Below are 23,183 nucleotides of genomic sequence, written 5' to 3'. Positions count from 1 at the left end.
GGCGGTTTTTTCTATATAAAAACGATCATTTTTCATACCCAATATTCATCTCATTATCAATTATATATATCGTTTTATTAGCAGCAACACTTCAAATAAAAACCTCACTCCTCTTTTTAGCCCGAAAATACTGATAGAATATTATCATTTCAGATAGCCGTTGACGTTGTTTAGCTTAAATCTTTCTAACTTGCCCTCCTATGTGGCAATCATTCCGGAAGTTGTTTAAAGGGTATTTAAGATTAGAGCGGTCCATGTCCGACCACTCCATTGAAGCATATTTGCGGGATGTAGAGAAACTCGAGCAGTATCTCATGGCAGTGGGTAAAGACAAATTCCGCCCCCAGGATGTAACGCTGGAAGAACTGCAGGGATGTGTGCAATGGATCGCTCAACTGGGTATGACCGCTACCTCTCAAGCCCGTACCATTTCCGGTCTGAAAGCATTTTACAAATTCCTGCTGCTGGAAGACATGGCCCAGGAAGATCCTACCCAATTGCTGGAAGCACCCAAAGTATTGCGCAAACTCCCAGACGTTCTCACGTTTGAAGAAATAGAACGCATTATCGCCCAGATACCACTGGACACGGCCGAAGGACACCGCAACAAAGCCATCCTGGAAACGATGTATAGTTGTGGACTCCGGGTGAGTGAAGTCATTAACCTGCAAATCACCCAGCTACATATGGACGTAGGCTTTATCCGCGTAATAGGTAAAGGCAATAAGGAAAGGATGGTTCCAATTGGCAAAGATGCCATGCGGCAAATAGATATCTACCGGAGAAATGTTCGTATAGAGTTACCCGTTAAATACGGGCAGGAAGATACCCTGTTCCTGAACCGCCGCGGTGGCGCCCTGAGCCGTGTAATGATTTTCCTGGTCATCAAGGAGCTGACTAAAAAAGCCGGGATCAATAAGAATGTATCACCGCATACCTTCCGGCATTCCTTTGCCACGCACCTGGTGGAAGGCGGCGCCGATCTCCGGGCAGTGCAGGAAATGCTGGGTCATGAAAGCATTACCACCACGGAAATCTATACACACCTGGACCGGGAATATTTAAGGGACACGCTGCAACGTTTCCATCCCAGGTTTTAACGGGTAAAAAAGAAACAGCTATCCGGGGAAAGATAGCTGTATTCTGCCTTTTAAGTGGGTCAACCTCTCTGAACATATAAACTAACGAAGGGATTTACAAACAGTACAAAATCTTCGAACTTTCAATACACTTTTACAATAAGCTGTAATGGGTTAGCAAACGATATTTATCACTCTTCTTTTTTCGTGGGCCCGTGAGGGTGATCATGTCGCTTAACCAGCTACCAATCTGGCTGGAAGCTCTTCTCACCTTTGAGGGTTTATAAATAATGTTGACATTGCTGCAAGGTCCAAGATCCCGGCGATCGCGGGCCTGCGACATCCTTTCGTCTTCCGCCCACAGCATTTGCCCGTTCCTGTAAATTTTAAAATATACATCCGGTCCCAGGTTTTTGCGGCCTGGTATCGCGGTTTGCATCACACCAGTGGCCAGGTGCTGCCTGGAGAAATGCAGGAAGTAACGGCCTTCTTCATTGGTGTTGGCCTGCCCGATCATTTGACCGTTGAGGGCATTGTAGGCCTCAATTTTAAGTTGTGCCTGTCCGGCGCCGCCGAGATAGGGTTTTACCACACCGGTAATTACCCAGGCGCCGGCGTTGGCATATATATTATGCCAGGCCGCTGCAGGGATTACATACGCGTACGCCCCTACGTAGCCGTTACTGTTACGTTTCCAATGCAACACCACATTACTGAGGTGGAAGTTGCGGGGTTGCCTGCTGCCATTTTTTCCCGGTAACTGGTCGAGGCAAAGATCCAGCTCCAATGGCTCCGTAAAAAGATGTACTTCCTCCCAGGTCAATGTGAAATTCCCTTTATCATCCAGTGTGGCTTCTGCCAGCAGGCGATCTGCTTTCATGAGCACTTCTTTGGCCGACAAGGGCTTCATATCGTTAAAAATACCAGATGCCTGGTAAGCCTCCCGTTGCTGTATGTCCGGCAGATAAACCCGGATACGCGCATTGGCCAAAGGCTCAATACAATCATTACAAATTAGTGCAGAGATGTTTCCGATTAATAGGTAACTCATGATTTTATTTTTTAAGAAAAAAAAAGGGGTTAACGAGCATCACCCGATGAAATAATTCTGCATATACTAATCCAAAACGACAAACAAGGTAGAAAGGCCAATTTACTATTTAACTTTTCTGAGGACAATAGACTACTAAGCCGTTGACCATACAAAGATTAAGAAGTTTAGAGGAGCAGTCAAGCGTTTAAAAACTGAAAAAAGGGAATGCGTAGAAGTACGTATCTTCTTATAAAAAATACGTGAGCGGATTGACTGGCAAGGGGTTAGCAGCAAAGATCATATTGGAAAACTATTTGGAGCTAAAAATTAAAGGTGAAATTGATCATCTCCCAACAAACAATTATTTAAATTAATGGATACTATCCTGCCGGGATAAGTGAAAAGGTTGTCAACTCCTAATGGCATTGTTGCTTCTGAGAGGATACGTATTTATACGCATTTTCCCGCTAAGTCTACGTAATTGCTTCATTTACAGACACTCGATAAAATCGTTTAAACATAGCAGTGCATTGAGTTATCACATGTTTTACCGCGCATACAGATATGCAATCTGGTATGGGACGGTGCTTGTATATGTGATAAATTATAATAATTTTACCCAAAACTAAAACTTACCCACTATGAGCGATTCTAACAAAAGGCCCATTCCTTCGGATGCGGGCGCTTTCATTTCTCTGGATGAAATGAACATCCTAACTAAAAATCATGATGATGATCATGCGGCTGCGAGTGCACATCAAAAAACATTAAATCCTCACATTAAAGCGATCTGCTTTGGACGGGATAAGGTATTGGAATTACTTGATCAACCTGGAGCTACAGCATTAAGAATATATTTTGGATTAAAGATAGATACTGACGGCGATGGAATAAAAGAAAAGAAAATGGTATTGGTAGCAGTAGATGAAAAGGGAAATGATATCCTTCCATTACCTGAAGACCCTGCAGCGCTATCTTCTGGTATTCAGTCAAAAAGTATGCAAGCTAAAATATTGGACGCTGGTCTGCCATGTCCATCTTACTGCAACGGTAAACAACCTTAGAAAAAACAAATAAGTGGAAGTCTACAAAATCATCTTCTATATTATGTTGGGGATCGAATGCTTGCTTTTGATCCCCTTTACATTACATTATAGCTTTCTGGACAAAGCAGGAAGGAGTATCTATTATTACCTGGTTAGCAGCATTGTATTTGCTGTAGGGTCGTTCTGTATAGAATACATTATTCATAACAATATGTGGTTCTTTACACTAATGTACTTTATCCAATTCCTGATTTTATCTGTTTTCTATAGTACTGTCATTAAAAACCCCATTGTAAAAAAAACTATAAAAATATTACCTGGCCCCGTTCTTATCATTTTAATCCTGGATCTCTTCAAAATTGAAGGAATCGATAACTACAACTCCTTATTTACAAGTATACGTTCCTTTGTGTTGCTTGTATACGCTATTATCTTTTTTTTACAGTTATTGAATGATAATGAGCTGATTGAACAGTCAATTTTCATTAATAATCTGGCAGATTTCTGGTTCAATTCCGGATTATTCCTCTATCTATGTGGCTCGTTCATATTTTCACTCAGCTACAATTACCTGGAACGCCAAAATATAATTTCTACTGTTACCTTTACTATCACGCTTATTGCTGGCATTTTACAATTAATTCTTTTTTATATTGGGCTTAGGAATGTAACTAAAAAGAAATAATGAGTTTTATCGAAATAATGATAATCGGGACGGCCGCAATGCTTCTTCTGGGAGCCTTGGTAGTTGGCTTAGTGATTCTACAACAAAAACAGGTTATCCAACACAAACTGCGGATTCGCGATAAAGACCTGCAGCTCCAACGGGAACGCCTCATCGCAGTGCTCCAGGGCCAGGAACAGGAACGCAAACGTATTGCCGAAGACCTCCATGACGAGGTAGGTGCTCAGCTATCTGTATTGAAATTAAACCTCGGCGGGCTGCAACCTTTGCTCAAAACCGGTAACGGGGAAACGGAACGCCTGAAAGAAACCAAAGACTTTGCTGACATTATTATTCAGCAGCTGCGCTTTATCTCTCAAAGCCTCCACCCACAGGCATTGGAAAACCTGGGACTGGCGCATGCCCTGGATTCGTTCTGCAATTTGATGAACAAAAACAAACAGGTAAAGATCAGCTTTAAAACCGCTGGCAACGGGCAAACAGTAGACCGGGAGAAAGCCCTGAACGTATATCGCGTAGTACAGGAACTCATGAATAATATCCTGAAACATGCCCAGGCTACTGAAATACTGATTACTTACCAAACCACTCCTTCCCTGTTGACCATCAATGTGGAAGACGATGGTAATGGAGCCCTGATTGCGTCCATGGCCGATTCCCGCAAGAAAACCGGTAGCCTGGGACTCAAAAATATTGAAAGCCGTCTGAATATTATCGGTGGAAATATTACCTTCACTCCCAGAACACCACAAGGAACTATTGCTTCGATTAGTGTAGAGAATTATCAGGCGCCCACACAGAATAGTTGATACTTATGTTGTTTTATTACTAAATTGCCATCCGGTTGTGTTTGTAACGGCATGACTTATAGTAATTTATTCTCAATAAAATAATAGCAAATCTTCTAACTGTCCACCTATGGCACACATAAAAGTGGCTATTGCGGATGATCATAAAATCTTTCGCAGTGGAGTGATTAACACGCTTACTCCGTATGAAAATATCAGCTTCGTTTTTGAGGCAGATGATGGCTTACACCTGTTGCAAATCATGGAAACACAGCAACCGGACGTGATCCTGATGGATCTTAAAATGCCGAATATGGATGGCATTGAAGCCACCATTAAAGTAAAAGAGAAATATCCTGATGTAAAAATCATCATACTCACCATGTATGAAGACGACAACTTCATTGTCCATCTCGTGGAAAACGGCGCCAATGCCTATCTGCTGAAAAATGCCGAGCCTGAAGAAATATACGAAGCCATCTGTACTACCTTCGACAAAGGATTTTATTTCAATGAAAATGTAAACCTGGCACTTCTTAAAAAAGTATTACATAAAAATAAACAGCAGTTTAAGCCTACGCTAAAAAATGAAATACAATTAAACGACCGGGAACAGGAGGTGTTGAAGCTGATCTGTAATGAACTCACCACCCAGGAAATTTCTGAACAGATCTTCCTGAGTCCACGTACTGTAGAAGGTATCCGTCAAAAATTATTAGAAAAAATCAACGTTAAAAACAGCGTTGGATTAGTACTGTACGCATTCCGAAACGGATTAATAGAATAGACTTAAATACCCACCAAATCATGAGAACTATTAAAACCTTTGCTGCCACAGCAGGCGCGATGCTGCTACTGTATGCCGGCACTACGCTGGCTCAGGGCATTAAAATGCCTGCGCCCAGCCCTACTCAAACCATTAAACAAGACTTTGCTTTATCCAACATAGAGCTGAGCTATTCGCGTCCGCAGAAGAACGGCCGTGTGATCATGGGCGACCTCGTACCTTATGGTAAAGTATGGAGAACTGGTGCCAACAGCGCTACCACCATCACTTTCGGTGAAGATGTAAAATTCGGCGGCGTAGCCGTGAAAGCCGGTAAATATGGTTTACTGTCTATTCCCGGTGCACAATCCTGGACCATCATTCTGACCAGCAGCCTGGACGTCACCAGCCCTGCTGCCTACAAACCAGAAAATGACATTGCCCGCGTACAGGTAAAACCAATATCTGCTCCTTTCACCCAGGAAAGCTTCACCATCGGCTTTGAAAACGTACGTTCCAATTCTGTAGTGCTGGCACTCAGCTGGGACAAAACCAAGGTTCCCGTAACCATCACTGCCGACATCGATGATAAGATCACAGCTCAGATCAACGACGCGATGCAGTCGGCTGAGAAGAAGCCTTACTACCAGGCAGCGGTTTACTACTTTGAAAATGGTAAAGACCTGAACAAAGCTGTAGAATGGATCAATGAAGCAGCCACTCAAAGCCCCGAGGCATTCTGGGTTTGGTATCAGAAAGCACGTATCAATGCAAAAGCTAAAAACGTAGCAGTAGCAAAAGCAGCAGCACAGAAATCTATCGAACTGGCCACTACCGCTAAAAACGATGACTATGTAACGCTGAATAAAAAGTTACTGGCTACTATTAAGTAGCAGAAAGCAGAAAGCTTAAAGCAAAAAGCTATTGTAGCGAATGATTAGCACGAGTATTTAAATTACTCATCCGCTTATATCATTCGCTACAATAGCTTTTTGCTTTCTGCTTTCTGCTTTCTGCTCCAAAAGAAAATGCCTCACCAATTACGGTAAGGCACGTTCTTTTATTGTAACAGATTGATTGTACGGTGTACTATGCCGCTTTCGCGTTCTTCAACTGTGCAGGTGTAATCATGGCTGGCTTCAGCTTAATGATACCTACAAAGTTCAACAATTTCATTACCTGGTAGCTTGGATCAAATTCATACCATTTCTTCGCGAAATTTGGACTGTCTTTGAATTTGTGGTGGTTATTCTGGAACAATTCTCCCATCAGGATAATGCCCCATGGAGAAGTATTACGGGAGTGATCACTATTATCGAAATTCTGATAACCATATTTATGACCGCACCAGTTAACGATAGCACCCTGTACAGGTCCCATCAGGAAGTGGATAGGTAACAGTAAATAGAGGTACCACATACCTGCAGGTACAAACACTACATAAAATGCTACATAAGCAGCCATCCAAAGGAAACGGGTAATGTTGTGGTCGCCGAATTTATCCATGGCATCCCATTCTGGTAATGGTTCCGCGAGGAATTTAGGATCTACTTCGTTGGTACGTGTTACAAAACCATTGTAAATTCTGCGGGTTTGTACCATCATACCCCAAACATCTTTAAAGAAGTGTGGAGAATGCGGATCGTGTTCAGTATCACTGAACTCATGGTGCATGCGGTGCATAACGCCATAAGCTCTTGGAATCAGGTATGAAGAACCCTGGAAAAACCAGGTACTAAAATAAAAGAAACGTTCCCAGAATTTGCTGGTAGTATACATCTGGTGAGATGCATACCTGTGTAAATAGAATGTGTGGAAGAACAAGGAAAAGAACCAATGCACACAAAAGAATATCAGGATCGCCGTCATTTCTGTTTTTAATGTAAAGTGACAAATAAGCGCCAAAGGTAAGCTAAATAGACCGTAATAAAGACAAAAAAGAAACCCCTATGGCCAATGAAATGTTAAATTAATTTAAAATCTCAGCGTTTCTTTACCCAACGTAACTCCAACAAATTCATACCGTTACCCGGAAACCCGGATACGTTTGGCTGTACCAGACGCACCACTTCATCATAGAAAAGCGGTACCACAGCGGCATCTGAAGTAATCATGTTATCCATCGCCTGATAGGCTGCATAGCGGAGGCTGTCGTTGTTCTCCTCCAGCGATTTTTCATACAGGGCGTCAAAAGCAGGGTTCTTGTAGCGGGTGTAGTTGGGTGGCGCCGGGTTTTTACTATAAAACATCGCCAGGTAGCTTTCGGCATCCGGGTAATCAGCAATCCAGCTACCGCGGAAAAAGAGGGCCTGCGACTTCGCCGTTTGCTCCAGCAGCAAACTTTTCTGTACAATCTCTACCTGGATACGGATCCCCACTTCCTGCAACTGGCTGGCCACATAGTTAGCCAGGTCCGCATAAATGGGAATGGACAACAGCCTGATCACCGGTAACCCCTGCCCTTGCGGGTATCCCGCCTCTTTTAATAACTGCCGGCTCAGCGTTGGGTTAAACGGATACCCTTTTACTTTGCTGCTATCAAATGATGGCAGGCCTGCTGGCACAAAACCCGCCATGGCAGCAGTACCAATGCCGTTACGGAGGTAAGTCATCATTTTCGTACGGTCGATACCGTAATTGATAGCCTGTCGTATTTTTTTAAGGTGGATAGGCGATGCTGTCACCAACCGATTCCCGTCATCCACCAGGAATCCCAGGTATTCAGTATTCAGATATGGGTGTTTATTCAGTACCATTTTGCCCTCCCACTCTTTTCTAAGGCGGCCTTGTTTGGTGAGTACCTCGTCTTTAAATGAAGCATCAATATCATTCATGAAATCCAATTGACCCTGGCGGAACAACAGGAATTCCGCCGCTTTGCTTTCCAGGAAGCTCACCTGTACCGCTTCCAGGTAAGGCAACTGGTGGCCGGTACTGTCTTTCTCAAAATAATCCGGATGACGATGTAATACCAACGCCTGTCCTTCTTCCCAGAGGAAAAAGCGGAAAGGCCCGGTACCACAGGGATGACTGCGGAAATCCTTCCCATATTTTTCGATGGCTTCATGCGGTACAATGGAACAATATTGCATACTCAGTATGCCCAGTACCGGATGAAACGGGCGATACAGGGTCAGTTCAAAGGTGGAGTCATTCAATGCCCGAAAACCGCTGTCGGCGCTGAGTTTGCCATTAAAAATCCAGGCGCCCGGAGAAGCCGTGGCCGGGTCCATAATACGATGCAGGCTGTAAACTACATCCTGCGCCGTCATACGGCGACCTTTGCCCCCAGGAAACACCTCGCTGTCATGAAAATAAACATCCGTTCTCAGATCAAAAGTATAGGTGCGATGATCTGCTGATACCCGCCACTGCCTGGCCAGTGAAGGACGAATCACCAGGTTGCTGTCGGGTTCTACCAACGTATTATACAATTGCTTTACCGCCCATATGACCTCCTGGCTTTTGGCGAATGCCGGATCCAGGCTGGCAATACTATTGGTGCTGTTATAGCGGAATACAGACAACCGCTGTTTTTCCGGACTGCCACAGGACCACAGTAGCCAGCTTCCCAACAAGGCTACCCAACATCTGATTATAACCGCCTGACAATAACAACTTTTCATTTGGCAGTAAATTAATATCTTTCAGGCTAAAATATACGAATAAATATGCGCGGCATCACAATGCTTTGTATAGCCCTCCTGGTAACATTCACCGTAGCGGCCCAACATCAGTTCAGCAGAGCGGACACGCTCAGAGGTACCATTACTCCCGCCCGGGCCTGGTGGGATGTCATTACCTACGACCTGCACGTGCAGGTAAATATGGACGACAGTACCTTCTCAGGGTCCAACACCATCACTTATAAAATACTGAAACCGGATTCTGTGATGCAGATAGACCTGCAGTATCCGATGGTCATCGACAGTGTTTTACAGGATAAGAAGTCGTTATCGTTTACCCGTGACAGTAATGCGTGGTTTATCAGAATCACTACGCCACAAGCAAAAGATAAAAAGAAACAGATCACTGTTTTCTATAGTGGTAAACCACGCCGGGCAAAGAACGCTCCATGGGATGGTGGCGTGGTATGGGCTAAAGATGAAAAAGGTCGCCCATGGGTAGCCACAGCCGTGCAGGGCCTTGGCGCCAGCGCATGGTGGCCGAATAAAGATACCCAGAGTGATGAGCCGGAAGACATGACTATTAACGTGACCGTTCCCGGTGACCTTACAGATATTTCCAACGGACGGCTGAAGAAAACCGTTGACAATCCAGATGGCACGCATACCTATATATGGTATGTAAGCAACCCGATTAACAACTATGATGTAGCGCTGAACATCGGCAACTACACCGAGATTAAAGACAGCTACTCCGGTGAAGGTGGTAAACTGGACCTGAGCTATTGGGTGCTGGACTACAATGAAGAAAAAGCCCGGGAACATTTCAAGGTGGTAAAGCCTATGCTGAAATGCTTTGAATACTGGTTTGGTAAATACCCCTTTTATAAAGACAGCTACAAGCTGGTAGAAACTCCTTATCTCGGAATGGAACATCAAAGTGCCGTAGCCTATGGCAACAACTTCAGGATGGGATATAAAGGCACAGACCTCTCTGGCACCGGCTGGGGACTGAAATGGGACTTCCTGGTGATACATGAAAGCGGGCATGAATGGTTCGGTAACAGTATTACCAGCAAAGACATTGCAGATATGTGGATCCATGAATCCTTTACCAATTATTCAGAAACCCTGTTTACCGAATGCCAGTATGGTCTTAAAGCAGCCAACGAATATGTACAGGGTATCCGGAAGAATATTAAAAACGATGAGCCGATCATTGCACCTTACGGGGTAAACGCAGAAGGCAGCGGGGATATGTATTATAAAGGTGCCAACATGATCCACAACATCCGCCAGATCATGGAAAATGATGAGGCCTTCCGGCAAATGCTGAGAGGACTCAATAAAACATTCTATCATCAAACGGTGACAACCCGGCAGATAGAAGAGTATATGAGCCAGGCTGTGGGAATGAACCTGAACAAAGTATTTGATCAATACCTGCGTCATACCACCATTCCAACCCTGGAGTACCGTTTCGCAGGGCAACAACTGCAATACCGCTGGGTGTCTGATGTAAAGGATTTCAACATGCCGGTGAAAGTAAAACTGAGCGACAATGGCTTCAAATTAATATATCCGGGTACGTTATGGCATAGCTCTAACATCACGTTGAGTGATCCTAAGCTCTTTGAGGTAGATAAAAACTTTTATATCCGCACCAAAGAAGTAAAATAGTTACCTGTCCTTATAAAAGAGCGAAGACCGTTATCAGATAACGGTCTTCGCTCTTTTTATCACTATTATTTCTTAAGCAGCTTAAATGCGTGCCCGGTGCTATCATTTAAAAATCCATAGGCCGCCCATAAAATATTAAGGGGTTCTATACTCCGGCTCATTTCAATATTGCCCATGTCAACAATATCCGTCCATCCTATCTGATGCAGTAACTGCATCACTTCTTTTTTTGCTTCCCTATTGTTACCAGCGATGAACATAGTGGGAGATCCTTCCTGGAATTCAGGCAGCAACATTCTTTCATGACCAATACAGCTGAGAGCCTTTACCACGTTGGCATCTGGTGGCAGCCAGGCCTGTATTTGCTCACCTGCAGAATTATTATGGCCAATGGTGAAGGTCAGTCGCCCGTTTTCATCGGGCCCTTTGCCATCCAGCGGATTGGTGACATCTACTACTGTTTTGGTTTTAAAGTTCCAGATACCTGCAGCCTCAATGGCTTTCTTGGTGCCAATCCAACTGGTGCAGATCAACAATAGGTCACCGAATTCGGCGGCCTGCCTAAAAGTACCTGCCATGGCTTGTTTGCCTTGCTTTTTAATCCATTGCTGCAATGATTCCCTGAATGGGTTACGGGTGCCAATCGTTACTTCATGTCCCGTATCGATAAGGCCTTTGCCAAGGGTTAGTCCCACCGGACCACTTCCCAGGATACCAATTTTCATGAGCGTAGATATTATTAAGCAGAAAAGGTGCGAACCGTGAAGATACTTAAAAAAGCCTAAAGCATAAAGCAGAAGGCATAAAGCTATTGAAGCGACTAACCGGAGCGAATGAGTAATGTTAATATCCGCTCAGATCAATCGCTTCAATAGCTTTATGCCTTCTGCTTTATGCTTTAGGCTCTTCCAGCAGATATCCTAAAAACCGCTGCATTCCCTGCCGTTTGGCGGGCGTGAATGGGTAACTGATATTATGAATATAATAGGTAGCCAGATCGTAGATCTCGTAAGGGTTTTCCGCTACTACGGCTGGAATATTTTTAATCCCGATACCAGTGGCTTCATTAAATGCTGTAATAAAGGCGGCTGGCAGTTGTTTATTGCTGATCCAGGCGGCAAATACGAATGGCAAACTGGTAAAGCGTACCCAGTGCTCTGCCAGGTCATATATATATGGAGATACCTTCCGCTGAGCCAGCGCACGATCACCGATAACCAGACCGGCGTCTGTTCCTTTTATTTTATCCTGGTAATCCCCGCTGGTATTCACAAATTCCACATCCAGCTTCCAGTATTCATGCACCAGTACTTTGAGCAGCGCTACAGAAGTACGGCTCTGGTAGTCTAGGTAAATACGTTTAATCTCATTTAAGGGTACATCGCTATATAAACAAACAGATGCAACAGGGCCTTCCGCGCCAATACAATAATCTGCTATAATATGATATTCCTTTAATTTAGGTATAATAGCTACCGGCACCAGCGCCACGTCTACTTCCCCATCTATCAGCTGCTGGGCTATTTTAGCCGGATAATCCATTGATAATTCCATCATCTCCATCACCGGATGATTCCTGAATCCATACAATAAAGGCTTCGTATTCAAATAACTTACAGCCGCAACTTTTACTTTCCGTTCCAATTTCAGTAATTTTGAAGCTGCAAAAGTAACTAAATCCCGGTTAACAAGTTCCAAATGAATAATTGTTGTCCTGTAAACCGGGATTCAGAGAGCACTTGTAGCCGATAAACATGTTAATTGTAATACTGGAATACATACATTATGCAACTACAACCATTAACTGCCATTTCTCCGCTGGACGGGCGCTATCGCAAGCAACTGGACGAGCTGGCCAATTATTTTTCTGAATTTGCGTTGATCCGTTACCGTGTGATGGTAGAGGTGGAATATTTTATTGCGCTCTCTGAGCAGAAGCTGTTTACACTGCCCAAAGCCAAGTTCCCTGCCCTGCGTAAAATTTACCAGGACTTCACCATCGAGAACGCGCAACTGATCAAGGACACAGAAAAAATTACCAACCACGACGTGAAGGCAGTGGAATATTTTCTGAAGAATGAACTGAAAAATCTCGGTTTGGAAGACAAACTGGAATGGGTACACTTCGGCCTCACTTCACAAGACGTGAATAATACCGCCACCCCGCTCCTCTGGAAAGATGCAGTTGAACATGTGTACATGCCTGCACTGGCTAACATGATCCTGGAACTGAAAAAACTGGGACAAGGCTGGATGAAAGTGCCTATGCTGGCCCGTACTCACGGACAACCGGCTTCCCCTACCATTCTCGGTAAGGAAATCCTGGTGTTTGTAGAGCGACTGGAAGGACAGGTAAACCTGCTTGGACAAATTCCTTTCGCAGCCAAGTTTGGCGGTGCTACCGGTAACTTCAATGCTCACCACGTTGCTTTCCCTAAAATCAACTGGGAGAAATTCGGGGAGAAATTCGTGAATACCACGCTGGGCCTGCAACGGATGAAATATACCACGCAGATTGAGCATTATGATAACATCTCCGCTCAATTTGATGCACTGAAACGTATCAATACGATCTTACTGGACTTCTGCCGCGACATATGGACCTACATCTCCATGGATTACTTCAAACAGAAAATCAAAAAGAATGAAGTAGGTTCTTCTGCGATGCCACACAAAGTGAATCCTATTGATTTTGAAAACGCAGAAGGTAACCTGGGACTGGCCAATGCCCTGTTTGAGCACCTGAGCGCCAAACTGCCGGTATCCCGTTTACAACGCGATTTAACCGATTCCACCGTGTTACGTAACCTCGGTGTACCATTCGGTCATACACTCCTGGCCACCAAGTCCATCCAGAAAGGTTTGGGTAAACTGATCCTGAATGAAGCAAAATTAAAAGATGACCTGGAAAACAACTGGGCCGTAGTAGCGGAAGCGATTCAAACTGTTTTAAGACGGGAGAACTATCCACAGCCATATGAAGCCCTGAAAGAGCTGACCCGTGGCGGAGAACAGATCACGCAGAAAAGCATGCACAAATTTGTGGATGGTCTGAAAATCAGTGCTGCCCTCAAAAAAGAACTGAAAGCCATTACACCGCACAACTATACCGGTTTGTGGTAAGCCATATAATTGGGGCCAGCTTAAAAGCACTTCTACTTTTAGGCTGGCCCCAATTTTTTTGAATTTCCTGTTACGAATTCCCCTATTGATTTTGACCTACTTCACCCAACCCGCTCCCTCCGTAACTGTAATACTCTTCTAACTATAATAGGTACTTATTTTCCTACCGTACTTTTAAAGAATGTATCTACTTCCTTTGCCCATATTTCTGGTGCTTCCAGCGCCGCAAAGTGGCCGCCTTTTTCCATGGTGGTGAACCGCTTTACATTGGTTTTTCTTTGCGCCCATTCTATGGGAGTGGGAGCATCGCCAGGGAATATAGCCACGCCGGTAGGTACATTCACTTTTTGGGCGGAAGCCAGTTGCTGGAAGGCGCCAACAGCATAGCTGCGCATAGAGGAATTGATGGTTTGCGTGACCCAGTAGATCATGATATTGGTAAGCAATTCGTCTTTTGTAAAATGTTCCTCAATAGTGCCACCTGGTGTCCCCCAGGTATTAAACTTTTCAACGATCCAGGCGGCAAGCCCTGTAGGGGAATCATTTAAGCCATAGGCCTGGGTTTGCGGCTTGGTAGCGTGCAGCATGGCATAGGCTCCTTCCCGGTACCACCATTGCTGGATGAATTGTCCGAATTCCTGTTCCTTTTTTGATAGGGTACTCCAGTCCTCCGAACCGTTGGGATATCCCACATCTGTAAGATGAATGGCCAGTACATTTTCCGGGTACAAATTGGCCAGTGATTTAGTAATGCCGCTGCCCACGTCCCCACCGGCTGCAAAGAAAGTTTTGTAGCCCAGTACATCTTTCATGAGTGTAGCGAAAACTTTTGCTGAACCATCATCCGTAAGGGCTTTACGGCTTGAGAAACCAAAACCGGGGATAGAAGGGATCACCAGGTCGTAGTCGTTCGTTAGCAGGGGAATTACTTTATAAAAGCGGTAGAAACAATCCGGCCATCCGTGTGAAAGCAACAGGGGCTTCGCATTCGGGTTTTTACTTTTGATGTGCAGGAAGTGAATGGTAAGGCTGTCTATTTCCACCGTAAACTGTGGAAACTGATTCAACGCGGTTTCCTGCTTACGCCAGTTATAACCATTTTGCCAGTAGGACACCAGGCTTTGGAGGAAAACAGGGTCAGTACCGTATTGCCAGCCAATGTTTTCGGGGGCATCAGGCCAACGGGTCTGGCGGAGGCGGTTTTGAAGATCGTCCAGTACAGTTTGAGGAACGTCGATTTTAAAAGGTTTAACAGTGTACATGTTGTTGTTTTTGGTTTGTGCGTATATGGTTACGGTAATAAAAAAGGAAGTCAGTAAAAGAAGCAGCTTTTTCATATTTTCTGTGTTTGTTAAAGCAAAGTTCTATACCGCTTATGACAACAGTGTGTCAGTTGAGAACAAGGGTTTTCAAAAAAAAACGGATTTTATTTATTCCGGGTCATCATCCTTTACTGCTGATTCATTAATATCGGGTACACAAGTGACTAAATGGTATTTTCTTCCCGCTCTGGGCAAGGGCAACATTCACGGGCGCCGCATGGATTCCCTGGGCCCATATCCCAGGGCATAATATTCGTTGCAGGAGCAATGAATCTATCAAGACTACGCTAAGAATACGCTATCCCCTCTAATCCTTTATAACGAACAAAAAAATGGGACTAGCCTAAAAGTACTCATTTACTTTTGTGCCAGTCCCAAAATGTTGACTCCCGAAAGCAATTCTCTGCGTCTTGCATTTCAGTGGCGATAATGCCTTGGTTAAACAAACGCCGTATTTGTATTAATTTCTATTCCCTGCACTTCATTTGTTACTGGTATTGCCGGTGGCTCATTCTTCTGTTGTGCTATAAATAAACTGTCTTCTACATAGGTGAACACACCTGTGCATTAGTTTTTTCAGAGAAAAATGATAGCCTGAAATTTACCGGAATACCGGGGGTATATAACAACGCAGGGGCTGATTCTAAAAGCAGTGCAAAGATATAGCATATGATATTTATTAAAGAATAAATACAAGCGTTTTTTTGTTAATAACTGGTTAATGGAGCGGAAAGCATAAAGCAGAAAGCATAAAGCTATTTTAGCGAATGAAAGGAGCGAAAATTATCCTTTCACGCTATTCAATCGCTCCTTTCATTCGCTAAAATAGCTTTATGCTTTCTGCTTTATGCTTTCCGCTCCTCAAAACACGTCCCGGAAATGCATCAATTCATATGCATCTCCCGAAAAAGTAATCGCTATAATATCGAACCGGATGGCAACAGGATGTAAATGGAATTGCCATAAATAATCGCTGGCAGCGTCTTGTATATGTTCCTGCTTACGAAAGTTCACCGCGGTTTCCGGCCAGCCAAAGCGTGCGCTACGGCGGGTTTTTACTTCGATAAAATAAATGACATCATTTTTTGTAGCGATGATATCTATTTCCCGGCGACCCGATTTCCAGTTGACATGCAGTAAGGTGCAATGCTGTTGAACATAAGCCTGTGCTATGTTTTCTCCCTGATGCCCCAGGGTCAGATGGTTTTCCATAAACGATATGGGTTAGGTTAAAACAAACAATCAGTATGATAAATCAGGAGAAATATTTACTTTTCGGGGGGTACCTGAAATGTACCAGTTAACACCTATTTTTGCACGCATATAAATTTATCAATTCTCTGATAATTAACAAGTAAAACAGATAACCATATATGAACGTATTCAGACTGGAAGGGAAAGTACAGCACTATGCCTGGGGCGGATATAAATATATTCCGGAGTTGTTAGGTATTGCTCCTACAGATCAACCCAGTGCAGAATATTGGATGGGTGCGCATCCAAGTGCGCCTTCCCTTATTACTACTGCCAACGGAACATTACCCCTGAACCAACTCATACAACAAGACCCTGCTAATATTACCGGTCCTGCTGTATGGGAAAAATTCAAAGAACTACCTTTCCTGTTTAAAATACTGGATGTAAAAGATATGTTATCTATCCAGGTACATCCTACAAAAAGTGAAGCAGAGAAAGGATTTGCCAGAGAAAATGCAGAAGGTATTCCATTAAATGCTCCCAACCGCAATTATAAAGACGACAACCATAAACCGGAGATTATGGTGGCATTAAGTGAGTTTTACCTGCTGCATGGCTTCTTACCACATGAGCAACTGCATAAGGTATTAACGTCCATTCCGGAGTTCACCTCACTGGTAAGCATATACGAAAAAGAAGGTTATTATGGCCTGTATAAAAATGTTATGGAGATGCCACAATCGCTGGTAAATATTATTCTCCGGCCATTGACAGACCGCATGATCCCTGATTATAAAGCCAATCGTTTGTCGAAAACAGATCCGGGTTTCTGGGCAGCACGCGCTGTATTAAATGACCCGGCCAGCATTGACAAAATTGACAGGGGCATCTTCTCCATCTACTTCTTCAACATCATGCAGGTACAAGCCGGTGAGGCCGTGTTCCAGGACGCAGGCATTCCGCATGCTTACCTGGAAGGCCAGAACGTAGAGCTGATGGCTAATTCAGACAATGTACTGCGTGGAGGCTTAACACCCAAGCATGTGGATGTTCCTGAATTATTGAAACACACCCGCTTTGAAGGCGTACAACCGCATATCATTAAAGGAGATGTCAGTGCAGACGGACTGGAAAGAATCTATCCTTCTCCAGCACCGGACTTTGAAGTAAGTAAGATTGATATTCCTGCCGGAAAAGTATACCAGCACAAAGCAAAAGCAGCGGAAATATTAATTGTTATTAACGGTAGCGCTACTGTGAAAGGAGATGATACACTGACTTTACAAAAAGGACAGTGTGTATTCACCGTGTATGGCGCGTCTTATGAAGTCAGTACAGATAATGGCGCTGAGATATTCAAAGCGACGGTAAATATTTAAATTGATTGGTGCCGTAAGCACATGTTTACGGCACCAATTTATTGCTTATTGCAGAATGATAACAGTTTTCCCCTTGGCTCTTCCCTGCCGGCTCAATGCTACTGCCGCAGGTGCTTCATCCAGCGTTATTTTTGATTCTACCGGGATAGTCAATGCGCCCCGGTCTATCATCAGCGACAGCGTATCCAGTGAAGCTGCGCTGCCCTGAGTTTCGAAGTTTCCACCGCGAATATTCCTTGATTTAAGCGCTTCTTCATCGGCCACAAAAACGGTGGTTAATGCGACTGCACCTGGTTTTAAGAGATCCAGGTTAGCTGTAAAACCGGCACCATCGCTCACCATATCAATCAGGCCATCCAACCCACCGGGGAATTTTGCTTTTACCTGCTCTGCCAGTGGCGCTTCTTTATAATTAATGGTTACCGTGGCGCCCAATTTCTTCATGCGTGCTGCGCCTGCTTCATCGCCAACAGTGGCTATGACAACTATGCCCTGTGCAGCGGCAATTTGCGTGGCAAAGGAACCTACGCCGCCAGTAGCGCCGTTGATCAGCAATGTATCGCCTTCCTGCAGATCCAGTTTGTCGATCATTTGCTGCGCCGTCATACCGGAAGTAGGTACTGCGGCAGCTTCCGCGGCCGAAAGGCTGGCTGGCGCCAGTGTCAGGCCTGATTTTTCCGGCACAATGGCGTATTCTGCATAAGAGCCTTCACCAATAGGCATATGAATAAATTGACCGTATACTTTATCGCCCTTCTTAAAGCGGGTAACGCCCTCACCTACTTCTTCCACCGTGCCGGCTCCATCTACGCCCATGATTAATGGAAACTGGTGAGGCGTTTTTCCATTATCCATAATACCATCAATCATTTTCCAGTCGAAGGGATTCATCCCGGCAGCGGCTACTTTGACCAGGACAGTTCCTGGTCTCACAGCCGGTTTCGGCAGGTCCATGACCACGGGGATGTCTTTGAATTTTGATACGGCTACGGCTTTCATAGTTTTATTTTTAAATGTAGAAAGATGTTTAATCGCTGTTATTACTTATAAACGCGGGTCTACCGGTTCACTCTCCAACGCTAAAATACCAAATACACATTGATGTACCAGCTGTAATGGATCTTTATTTACAAATCGCTCCAGGGCTTCCAGTCCCAGTGAAAACTCGCGCAAAGCCAGGGAACGTTTACCAGACAGCTTGCGCACCCGCAACCGCTCCAGGTTTTTGGCTGCATCATATTCCGGTCCATAGATGATACGGAGGTATTCTTTTCCGCGAATTTTGATGGCTGGCTGTATCAGCCCTTTATCGTCTTTGCTGAGGAAGGTATATGGCTTTACCACCATCCCTTCTCCTCCGGCAGCCGTTAGTTGTTTCCACCAGTTAATGGCGGCCTGCTCACTTTCCTCATTACCGATGTTCACCAACAAATAAGGTGTAGCAAGCAATAATTGTTCATCACCGGCACATAAATTTTTTATGGCCGACATATGCCATTCATGGTCTTTGTCAAACCAGGTTTTCCCTTCTGTGGCCATGATGTGAAAAGGTGCCAGCTTATAGTCGTTAAGAGACTCCACGGGCCAGCAATACTGGCGATAAGCCTTTACATAGCTGGTGGTTTGTTCCAGGCGTTGCATATATTTTTCCAGCAACACCTGCGCAGGTGCTCCATTGCTGATGGCCTGGTTCAGCGCCGATACTACTTCCGGCAAAGCCCTACCGGCGGCCGTTCCTACAGCGGCATACTGATCGCGCAGCAAAGCCTGGGCTTTGGCGCTCCAGGGCATCAACTCCGCATCCAGGCATACCCAGTCGGTATCAAAAGTTTCATAAAAGCCAGTGCTGATCAATGCCGCATTGATACGCGCCACGAAATCCTGTTCGGTTTGTTTATCTGCAAAGAAGGCACGGCCTGTTCTGGTATAAATAACACCGTTCCCTTCTCCCGTAACGCCAAATCTCCGCTCTGCTACTTGTTCATCTTTACAAACAATCACCACTGCGCGGGAGCCCATATGCTTTTCCTCACAAATCACCCTGGTTACACCAGCTTCCCGGTAGTACTGCAATCCTTCTGCCGGATGTTCCAGCAAACCCTCCTCCTGGCTGGTTTCCGCCGGCGACATCGTTGGTGGCAGATAGATAAGCCATTTAGGATTAATCGTAAAACGACTCATCACTTCCAACGCCGCAATGCTATTCTCTTCCCGGATAGTGATGTTATGGCTATAGCGCGTTTGCAATATGCACTTACCAAGGAAGTCTTCAATATTTAACACGCTATCATACTGCTGCTGTACACTCAATACACTATTGGCATTGTAGCCTATAGGGCGCGCAGGCACAGCGTATTGTTCGAGAGCCGGTACAGATACCAGGGTTCTTTCCGGATAGCGCAGCGCTGTCAGAGATGCCCCAAATACGCAACCGGTATCGATATCAATGGTGTTATTGAGCCACTGTGCTTCCGGCACGGGGGTATGCCCGTATACCACCATAGCGCGACCGCCGTATTCCAGCGCCCAGTTATAGCGCACCGGCAGTCCGAATTCATCTGTTTCTCCGGTTGTTTCTCCATACAAACAGAATTCCCTTACAGCCCCGGAACCGCGGCCCTGCATGCTTTCCTTCAAACCGGCATGTGCTACTACCAGCTTACCATCATCCAGTAAATAGTGGCTGATCAGCCCATCTATAAATGTTTTTACAGACTCCAGGAATTCCGGTGTTTCGCTGGCCAACTGCGTTACAGTTTGTTCCAGCCCATGTCTGAGCTGCACATTTTTACCATTCAGGTAGCGCAGCAACTTTGCATCGTGGTTACCCGGCACACATAAGCCTAATCCGTTATTGACCATGTGCATCACCAAACGCAGCACTTGCGGCGATTTGGGGCCACGGTCTACCAGGTCGCCCACAAAAACAGGCTTACGATACCGCGTATAACCATCGGCGTTAGTTGTTAACGGCGAACTGATTAAGGTAGCATTTTCCCGGTCTACTTCATAGCCGAGCGTTTCCAGCAGGTTGCATAGCTCATCATAGCAGCCATGTACGTCGCCGATGATATCGAATGGTCCGTGTTCGTCTTTTTTATTGTTGTAAAGCGGCGAGCGCGTAATTGTTTCCAGTGCGGCCACCTCGTCCGGTGAGCGCAATTCAAATACCTGGCGGAAGCCTTCTTCCCGCAGGTTGCGGAGCCCACGCTTCAGCTGACTAATTTGCTGCGGGATCACATGCCTGCCGAAATTGCGATCGCTGCGCAAGTCATTCCGTTCCTGGCATACTTCTTCCGGCATATTTAATATAATAGCCACCGGCAGCACGTGATACTCGCGTGCCAGCTGTACCCAGTGTTTGCGGGATTCAGGCTGTACGTTGGTAGCATCAATAACAGTGAGCAACCCCAACTTTAAACGCTTGGCGGCGATAAAGCGCACCAGCTCAAATGCATCAGCAGATACATTTTGGTTATTTTCATCATCGCTGATAAGCCCACGGCATACATCGGATGAAATAATTTCTGTCGGTTTAAAAAACTTGCGGGCAAACGTGGATTTACCAGCCCCGGAAGGGCCGATTAATAATACCAATGATAATTCCGGTATAGAGATATGTGATAATTTATTATTTCTTCGAGTCATAATATGCTTCTCTTATTCTAACCAACAGCCCTTCTGCCAGTGCCGGGTCTGGATGATCCGGAAGATCTGACGCCGCATAGAGCTGTTGCATGTGATCTAATTTTTGGGTAGCCATTTCCACCAGCGCATCGTAAGTGAATTCGCCATTGCGGATACGCAGGAGAAAATCGCGGTCGTGTCTGAATACACGTACTTCTTTATATTGAGCAATTTCTTCTGCCATGGTTAACAAACGAAAAGTATGCATCATGTGCTTACTGTCATAATCAGCGCCCAGCTCCTTATTATGACGGTACCGCTCCTGGTTACGAAGCGCTTCCCATTGATGATAAGCCGCGAAATCCTTACAGTACACCGTATAACCATCTTTATTAAACTGCATGATGGCCACTGGATCCGGTCCCATTGGAATGGCACTCAGTTGCACATCGTTGGCGTCTGCACCAGGAAAAACACCCCTGAAAGTAACGCCGGTATCAAACTGACTGGTGTGATACAACGCGTATACATCGCGGAAATGATGAATACGGGCGAGTCCGCAGTCTTCAGATTGTAACCCGTTTTCGTTTAGCCATTCCTGTAGCAACACACTCTGACCACCAACGATAACGTAACAAAACTCAAACACAGATTTCCTTTCGGCAGGATACGACTGGTTGATCTTCTTATTCAGTCCTTTGGCCTTTTTCATCTGTGTATTAGCGTAACCGGCAAATGTTTCCAGGCATAAGCGGGACAAAAAATCAGCCGGCTTTATCAGGTCCATCAAAGGATGCCGGTATAGCTGGTTGTCTGTACCGGTGCTTAACAGCTCCAGTATATTGGGGTTATTCTTCTCCAGTAATTCCAGGAAACGTTTTATTTCAAAATATACTTCATCGTTGCTTTGATTAGACACCTGCGGGGTGTAAGTCATTCCATACAACTCCTGTTGCGGTAATATGAAGATGCCTTTAATATCCCGGTCGGATGTGGGCAACTGCAGGTTATAAGCGCGGCTACCACTGATACACTCCAGCAGCATGCATTCCCGTTGGTGTTGTAATGTTTCAAAAGTCATAAGAAATATATTTCCGGAAAAGCACGTCTAACTCCGCGGTATTGTTCTTTACCGCAGGTATTTCCCTCGACATTTCCTTACATTGATCCAATACGCCAGCTATCCACTGATGCAATGCCGGTATGGGCGCAATAGTGGTTTGCTCATCTGCCTTTATTTTCACTTCCAATAAACGATCTATTTCGGATTGTATGGAGGCATCCGTAATTAAAGTTCGTAAGGTAGCAAACTCCATTGGCGGCACGCCTTTACCGGCCAGTATCCATTGACAGGCCAGCATTGGACGCAGCACATAGAAGTACTTCTTCACCTTTACCTGTGTTCCTTCCAGTTCGTTAGTAAACGTATTATAGGCCATTGACAGGTAGTGATGACAACCAGACCGCGGCGAAAAATACTTATCCATTAAGCCGGTTAATTCCTGCTTAAATTCCGTTACTTCCTGGTATACGATGGGCGATTGCAGCCATTCATACAAAGGAGCATTGGATTTTAAAAAGAGCTGCAGTCCTTTACGAATATCCCATCCGCTCAAATCCAATACGTCGTCTATTTCCGGCTCAATCACATCCGGCTGTTCCGTGATGCTCAGATAGGTGTCTTTATGCCGGGTGTAAATAAAACGGACGTCATAGTCGCTGTCCGGCGATGGAAAGCCCCAGGCACGGCTTCCGGATTCGCAGGCGTATAATATTTTTACCTGGTGAAATTGTTCCAGTTCTTTTATCTTCTTTAATATTTCTTCTCTCAT

The 23,183-nt window shown here is 44.9% G+C and carries 19 protein-coding genes; 8 read left to right on the top strand and 11 right to left on the bottom strand.

Features of this window, described 5'->3' with window-relative positions; all coding sequences use genetic code 11:
• Nucleotides 1-200 precede the first annotated feature (200 nt).
• The gene (gene xerD / locus J7623_RS20805; protein WP_291923994.1) at nucleotides 201-1,100 is read left to right on the top strand and encodes a site-specific tyrosine recombinase XerD; all 900 of its coding nucleotides are present in this window, start codon (nucleotides 201-203) and stop codon (nucleotides 1,098-1,100) included.
• Between the two features lie 133 nt (nucleotides 1,101-1,233).
• On the opposite strand, the gene J7623_RS20800 is transcribed toward xerD, so the two are convergent.
• Nucleotides 1,234-2,130, bottom strand: coding sequence for a hypothetical protein (locus J7623_RS20800; RefSeq protein ID WP_291923992.1), 897 nt, complete (start codon nucleotides 2,128-2,130; stop codon nucleotides 1,234-1,236).
• Between the two features lie 623 nt (nucleotides 2,131-2,753).
• Here J7623_RS20800 and J7623_RS20795 point away from each other — a divergent pair.
• From J7623_RS20795 to J7623_RS20780, 4 genes are all read left to right on the top strand, one after another.
• Nucleotides 2,754-3,176, top strand: coding sequence for a hypothetical protein (locus tag J7623_RS20795; protein ID WP_291923990.1), 423 nt, complete (start codon nucleotides 2,754-2,756; stop codon nucleotides 3,174-3,176).
• Between the two features lie 705 nt (nucleotides 3,177-3,881).
• Nucleotides 3,882-4,652, top strand: coding sequence for a histidine kinase (locus tag J7623_RS20790; protein WP_291923988.1), 771 nt, complete (start codon nucleotides 3,882-3,884; stop codon nucleotides 4,650-4,652).
• 109 nt (nucleotides 4,653-4,761) lie between these two features.
• Entirely contained in the window at nucleotides 4,762-5,418 is a 657-nt protein-coding gene (locus J7623_RS20785) for a response regulator transcription factor (RefSeq protein ID WP_291923986.1), read from the top strand.
• A gap of 20 nt (nucleotides 5,419-5,438) precedes the next feature.
• Nucleotides 5,439-6,290 carry a DUF2911 domain-containing protein gene (locus tag J7623_RS20780; protein ID WP_291923984.1) on the top strand — a complete coding sequence of 284 codons (852 nt, stop codon included), beginning with the start codon at nucleotides 5,439-5,441 and terminating at the stop codon, nucleotides 6,288-6,290.
• A gap of 196 nt (nucleotides 6,291-6,486) precedes the next feature.
• Here the strand turns inward: J7623_RS20780 and J7623_RS20775 are convergent, their stop codons facing one another.
• A complete protein-coding gene (locus J7623_RS20775; protein WP_291923982.1) occupies nucleotides 6,487-7,266 on the bottom strand; it encodes an acyl-CoA desaturase in 780 nt (259 codons plus the stop codon).
• 113 nt (nucleotides 7,267-7,379) lie between these two features.
• Nucleotides 7,380-9,023: an ABC transporter substrate-binding protein gene (locus tag J7623_RS20770; protein ID WP_291923980.1), complete on the bottom strand. Its 1,644-nt coding sequence runs from the start codon at nucleotides 9,021-9,023 to the stop codon at nucleotides 7,380-7,382.
• 45 nt (nucleotides 9,024-9,068) lie between these two features.
• Between J7623_RS20770 and J7623_RS20765 the strand changes: the two genes are divergently transcribed.
• Complete coding sequence (locus tag J7623_RS20765; protein ID WP_291923979.1) at nucleotides 9,069-10,703, top strand: M1 family metallopeptidase; 1,635 nt, start codon at nucleotides 9,069-9,071, stop codon at nucleotides 10,701-10,703.
• A 65-nt stretch (nucleotides 10,704-10,768) separates the two neighbouring features.
• On the opposite strand, the gene J7623_RS20760 is transcribed toward J7623_RS20765, so the two are convergent.
• Together J7623_RS20760 and J7623_RS20755 are read right to left on the bottom strand one after the other, a co-directional pair.
• Complete coding sequence (locus J7623_RS20760; protein WP_291923977.1) at nucleotides 10,769-11,428, bottom strand: NAD(P)-binding domain-containing protein; 660 nt, start codon at nucleotides 11,426-11,428, stop codon at nucleotides 10,769-10,771.
• Nucleotides 11,429-11,594: 166 nt separating this feature from the next.
• Nucleotides 11,595-12,347, bottom strand: coding sequence for a menaquinone biosynthetic enzyme MqnA/MqnD family protein (locus J7623_RS20755; protein ID WP_291923975.1), 753 nt, complete (start codon nucleotides 12,345-12,347; stop codon nucleotides 11,595-11,597).
• Nucleotides 12,348-12,488: 141 nt separating this feature from the next.
• Between J7623_RS20755 and purB the strand changes: the two genes are divergently transcribed.
• On the top strand, nucleotides 12,489-13,826 hold the full coding sequence (purB, locus tag J7623_RS20750) for an adenylosuccinate lyase (RefSeq protein ID WP_291923973.1): 1,338 nt from the start codon (nucleotides 12,489-12,491) through the stop codon (nucleotides 13,824-13,826).
• A 155-nt stretch (nucleotides 13,827-13,981) separates the two neighbouring features.
• Here the strand turns inward: purB and J7623_RS20745 are convergent, their stop codons facing one another.
• Together J7623_RS20745 and J7623_RS20740 are read right to left on the bottom strand one after the other, a co-directional pair.
• The gene (locus J7623_RS20745; protein ID WP_291923971.1) at nucleotides 13,982-15,163 is read right to left on the bottom strand and encodes an epoxide hydrolase family protein; all 1,182 of its coding nucleotides are present in this window, start codon (nucleotides 15,161-15,163) and stop codon (nucleotides 13,982-13,984) included.
• An 846-nt stretch (nucleotides 15,164-16,009) separates the two neighbouring features.
• Nucleotides 16,010-16,360, bottom strand: coding sequence for a YraN family protein (locus tag J7623_RS20740; RefSeq protein ID WP_291923969.1), 351 nt, complete (start codon nucleotides 16,358-16,360; stop codon nucleotides 16,010-16,012).
• Between the two features lie 161 nt (nucleotides 16,361-16,521).
• On the opposite strand from J7623_RS20740, the gene manA reads away from it, so the two are divergent.
• On the top strand, nucleotides 16,522-17,724 hold the full coding sequence (manA, locus tag J7623_RS20735; RefSeq protein WP_291923967.1) for a mannose-6-phosphate isomerase, class I: 1,203 nt from the start codon (nucleotides 16,522-16,524) through the stop codon (nucleotides 17,722-17,724).
• Between the two features lie 45 nt (nucleotides 17,725-17,769).
• Here the strand turns inward: manA and J7623_RS20730 are convergent, their stop codons facing one another.
• From J7623_RS20730 to J7623_RS20715, 4 genes are read right to left on the bottom strand one after another with little or no spacing between them, the layout of a single operon-like run.
• Complete coding sequence (locus J7623_RS20730) at nucleotides 17,770-18,723, bottom strand: NADP-dependent oxidoreductase (RefSeq protein WP_291923965.1); 954 nt, start codon at nucleotides 18,721-18,723, stop codon at nucleotides 17,770-17,772.
• A gap of 45 nt (nucleotides 18,724-18,768) precedes the next feature.
• Nucleotides 18,769-21,372, bottom strand: a complete 2,604-nt coding sequence (locus J7623_RS20725) for a polynucleotide kinase-phosphatase (RefSeq protein WP_291923963.1) — start codon at nucleotides 21,370-21,372, stop codon at nucleotides 18,769-18,771.
• Nucleotides 21,356-22,432 carry a nucleotidyltransferase domain-containing protein gene (locus tag J7623_RS20720; protein ID WP_291923961.1) on the bottom strand — a complete coding sequence of 359 codons (1,077 nt, stop codon included), beginning with the start codon at nucleotides 22,430-22,432 and terminating at the stop codon, nucleotides 21,356-21,358. Before J7623_RS20720 ends, J7623_RS20725 begins: the two co-directional genes overlap by 17 nt.
• Nucleotides 22,422-23,183, bottom strand: coding sequence for a nucleotidyltransferase domain-containing protein (locus tag J7623_RS20715; protein WP_291923959.1), 762 nt, complete (start codon nucleotides 23,181-23,183; stop codon nucleotides 22,422-22,424). The genes J7623_RS20720 and J7623_RS20715 overlap by 11 nt, the downstream gene beginning before the upstream one ends.

It is taken from the genome of Chitinophaga sp. (assembly GCF_017745275.1).
Taxonomy (GTDB): Bacteria; Bacteroidota; Bacteroidia; order Chitinophagales; family Chitinophagaceae; genus Chitinophaga.
Note: the sequence above shows the minus strand (reverse complement) of the source record. Positions and strands in the feature narration are given on the sequence as shown.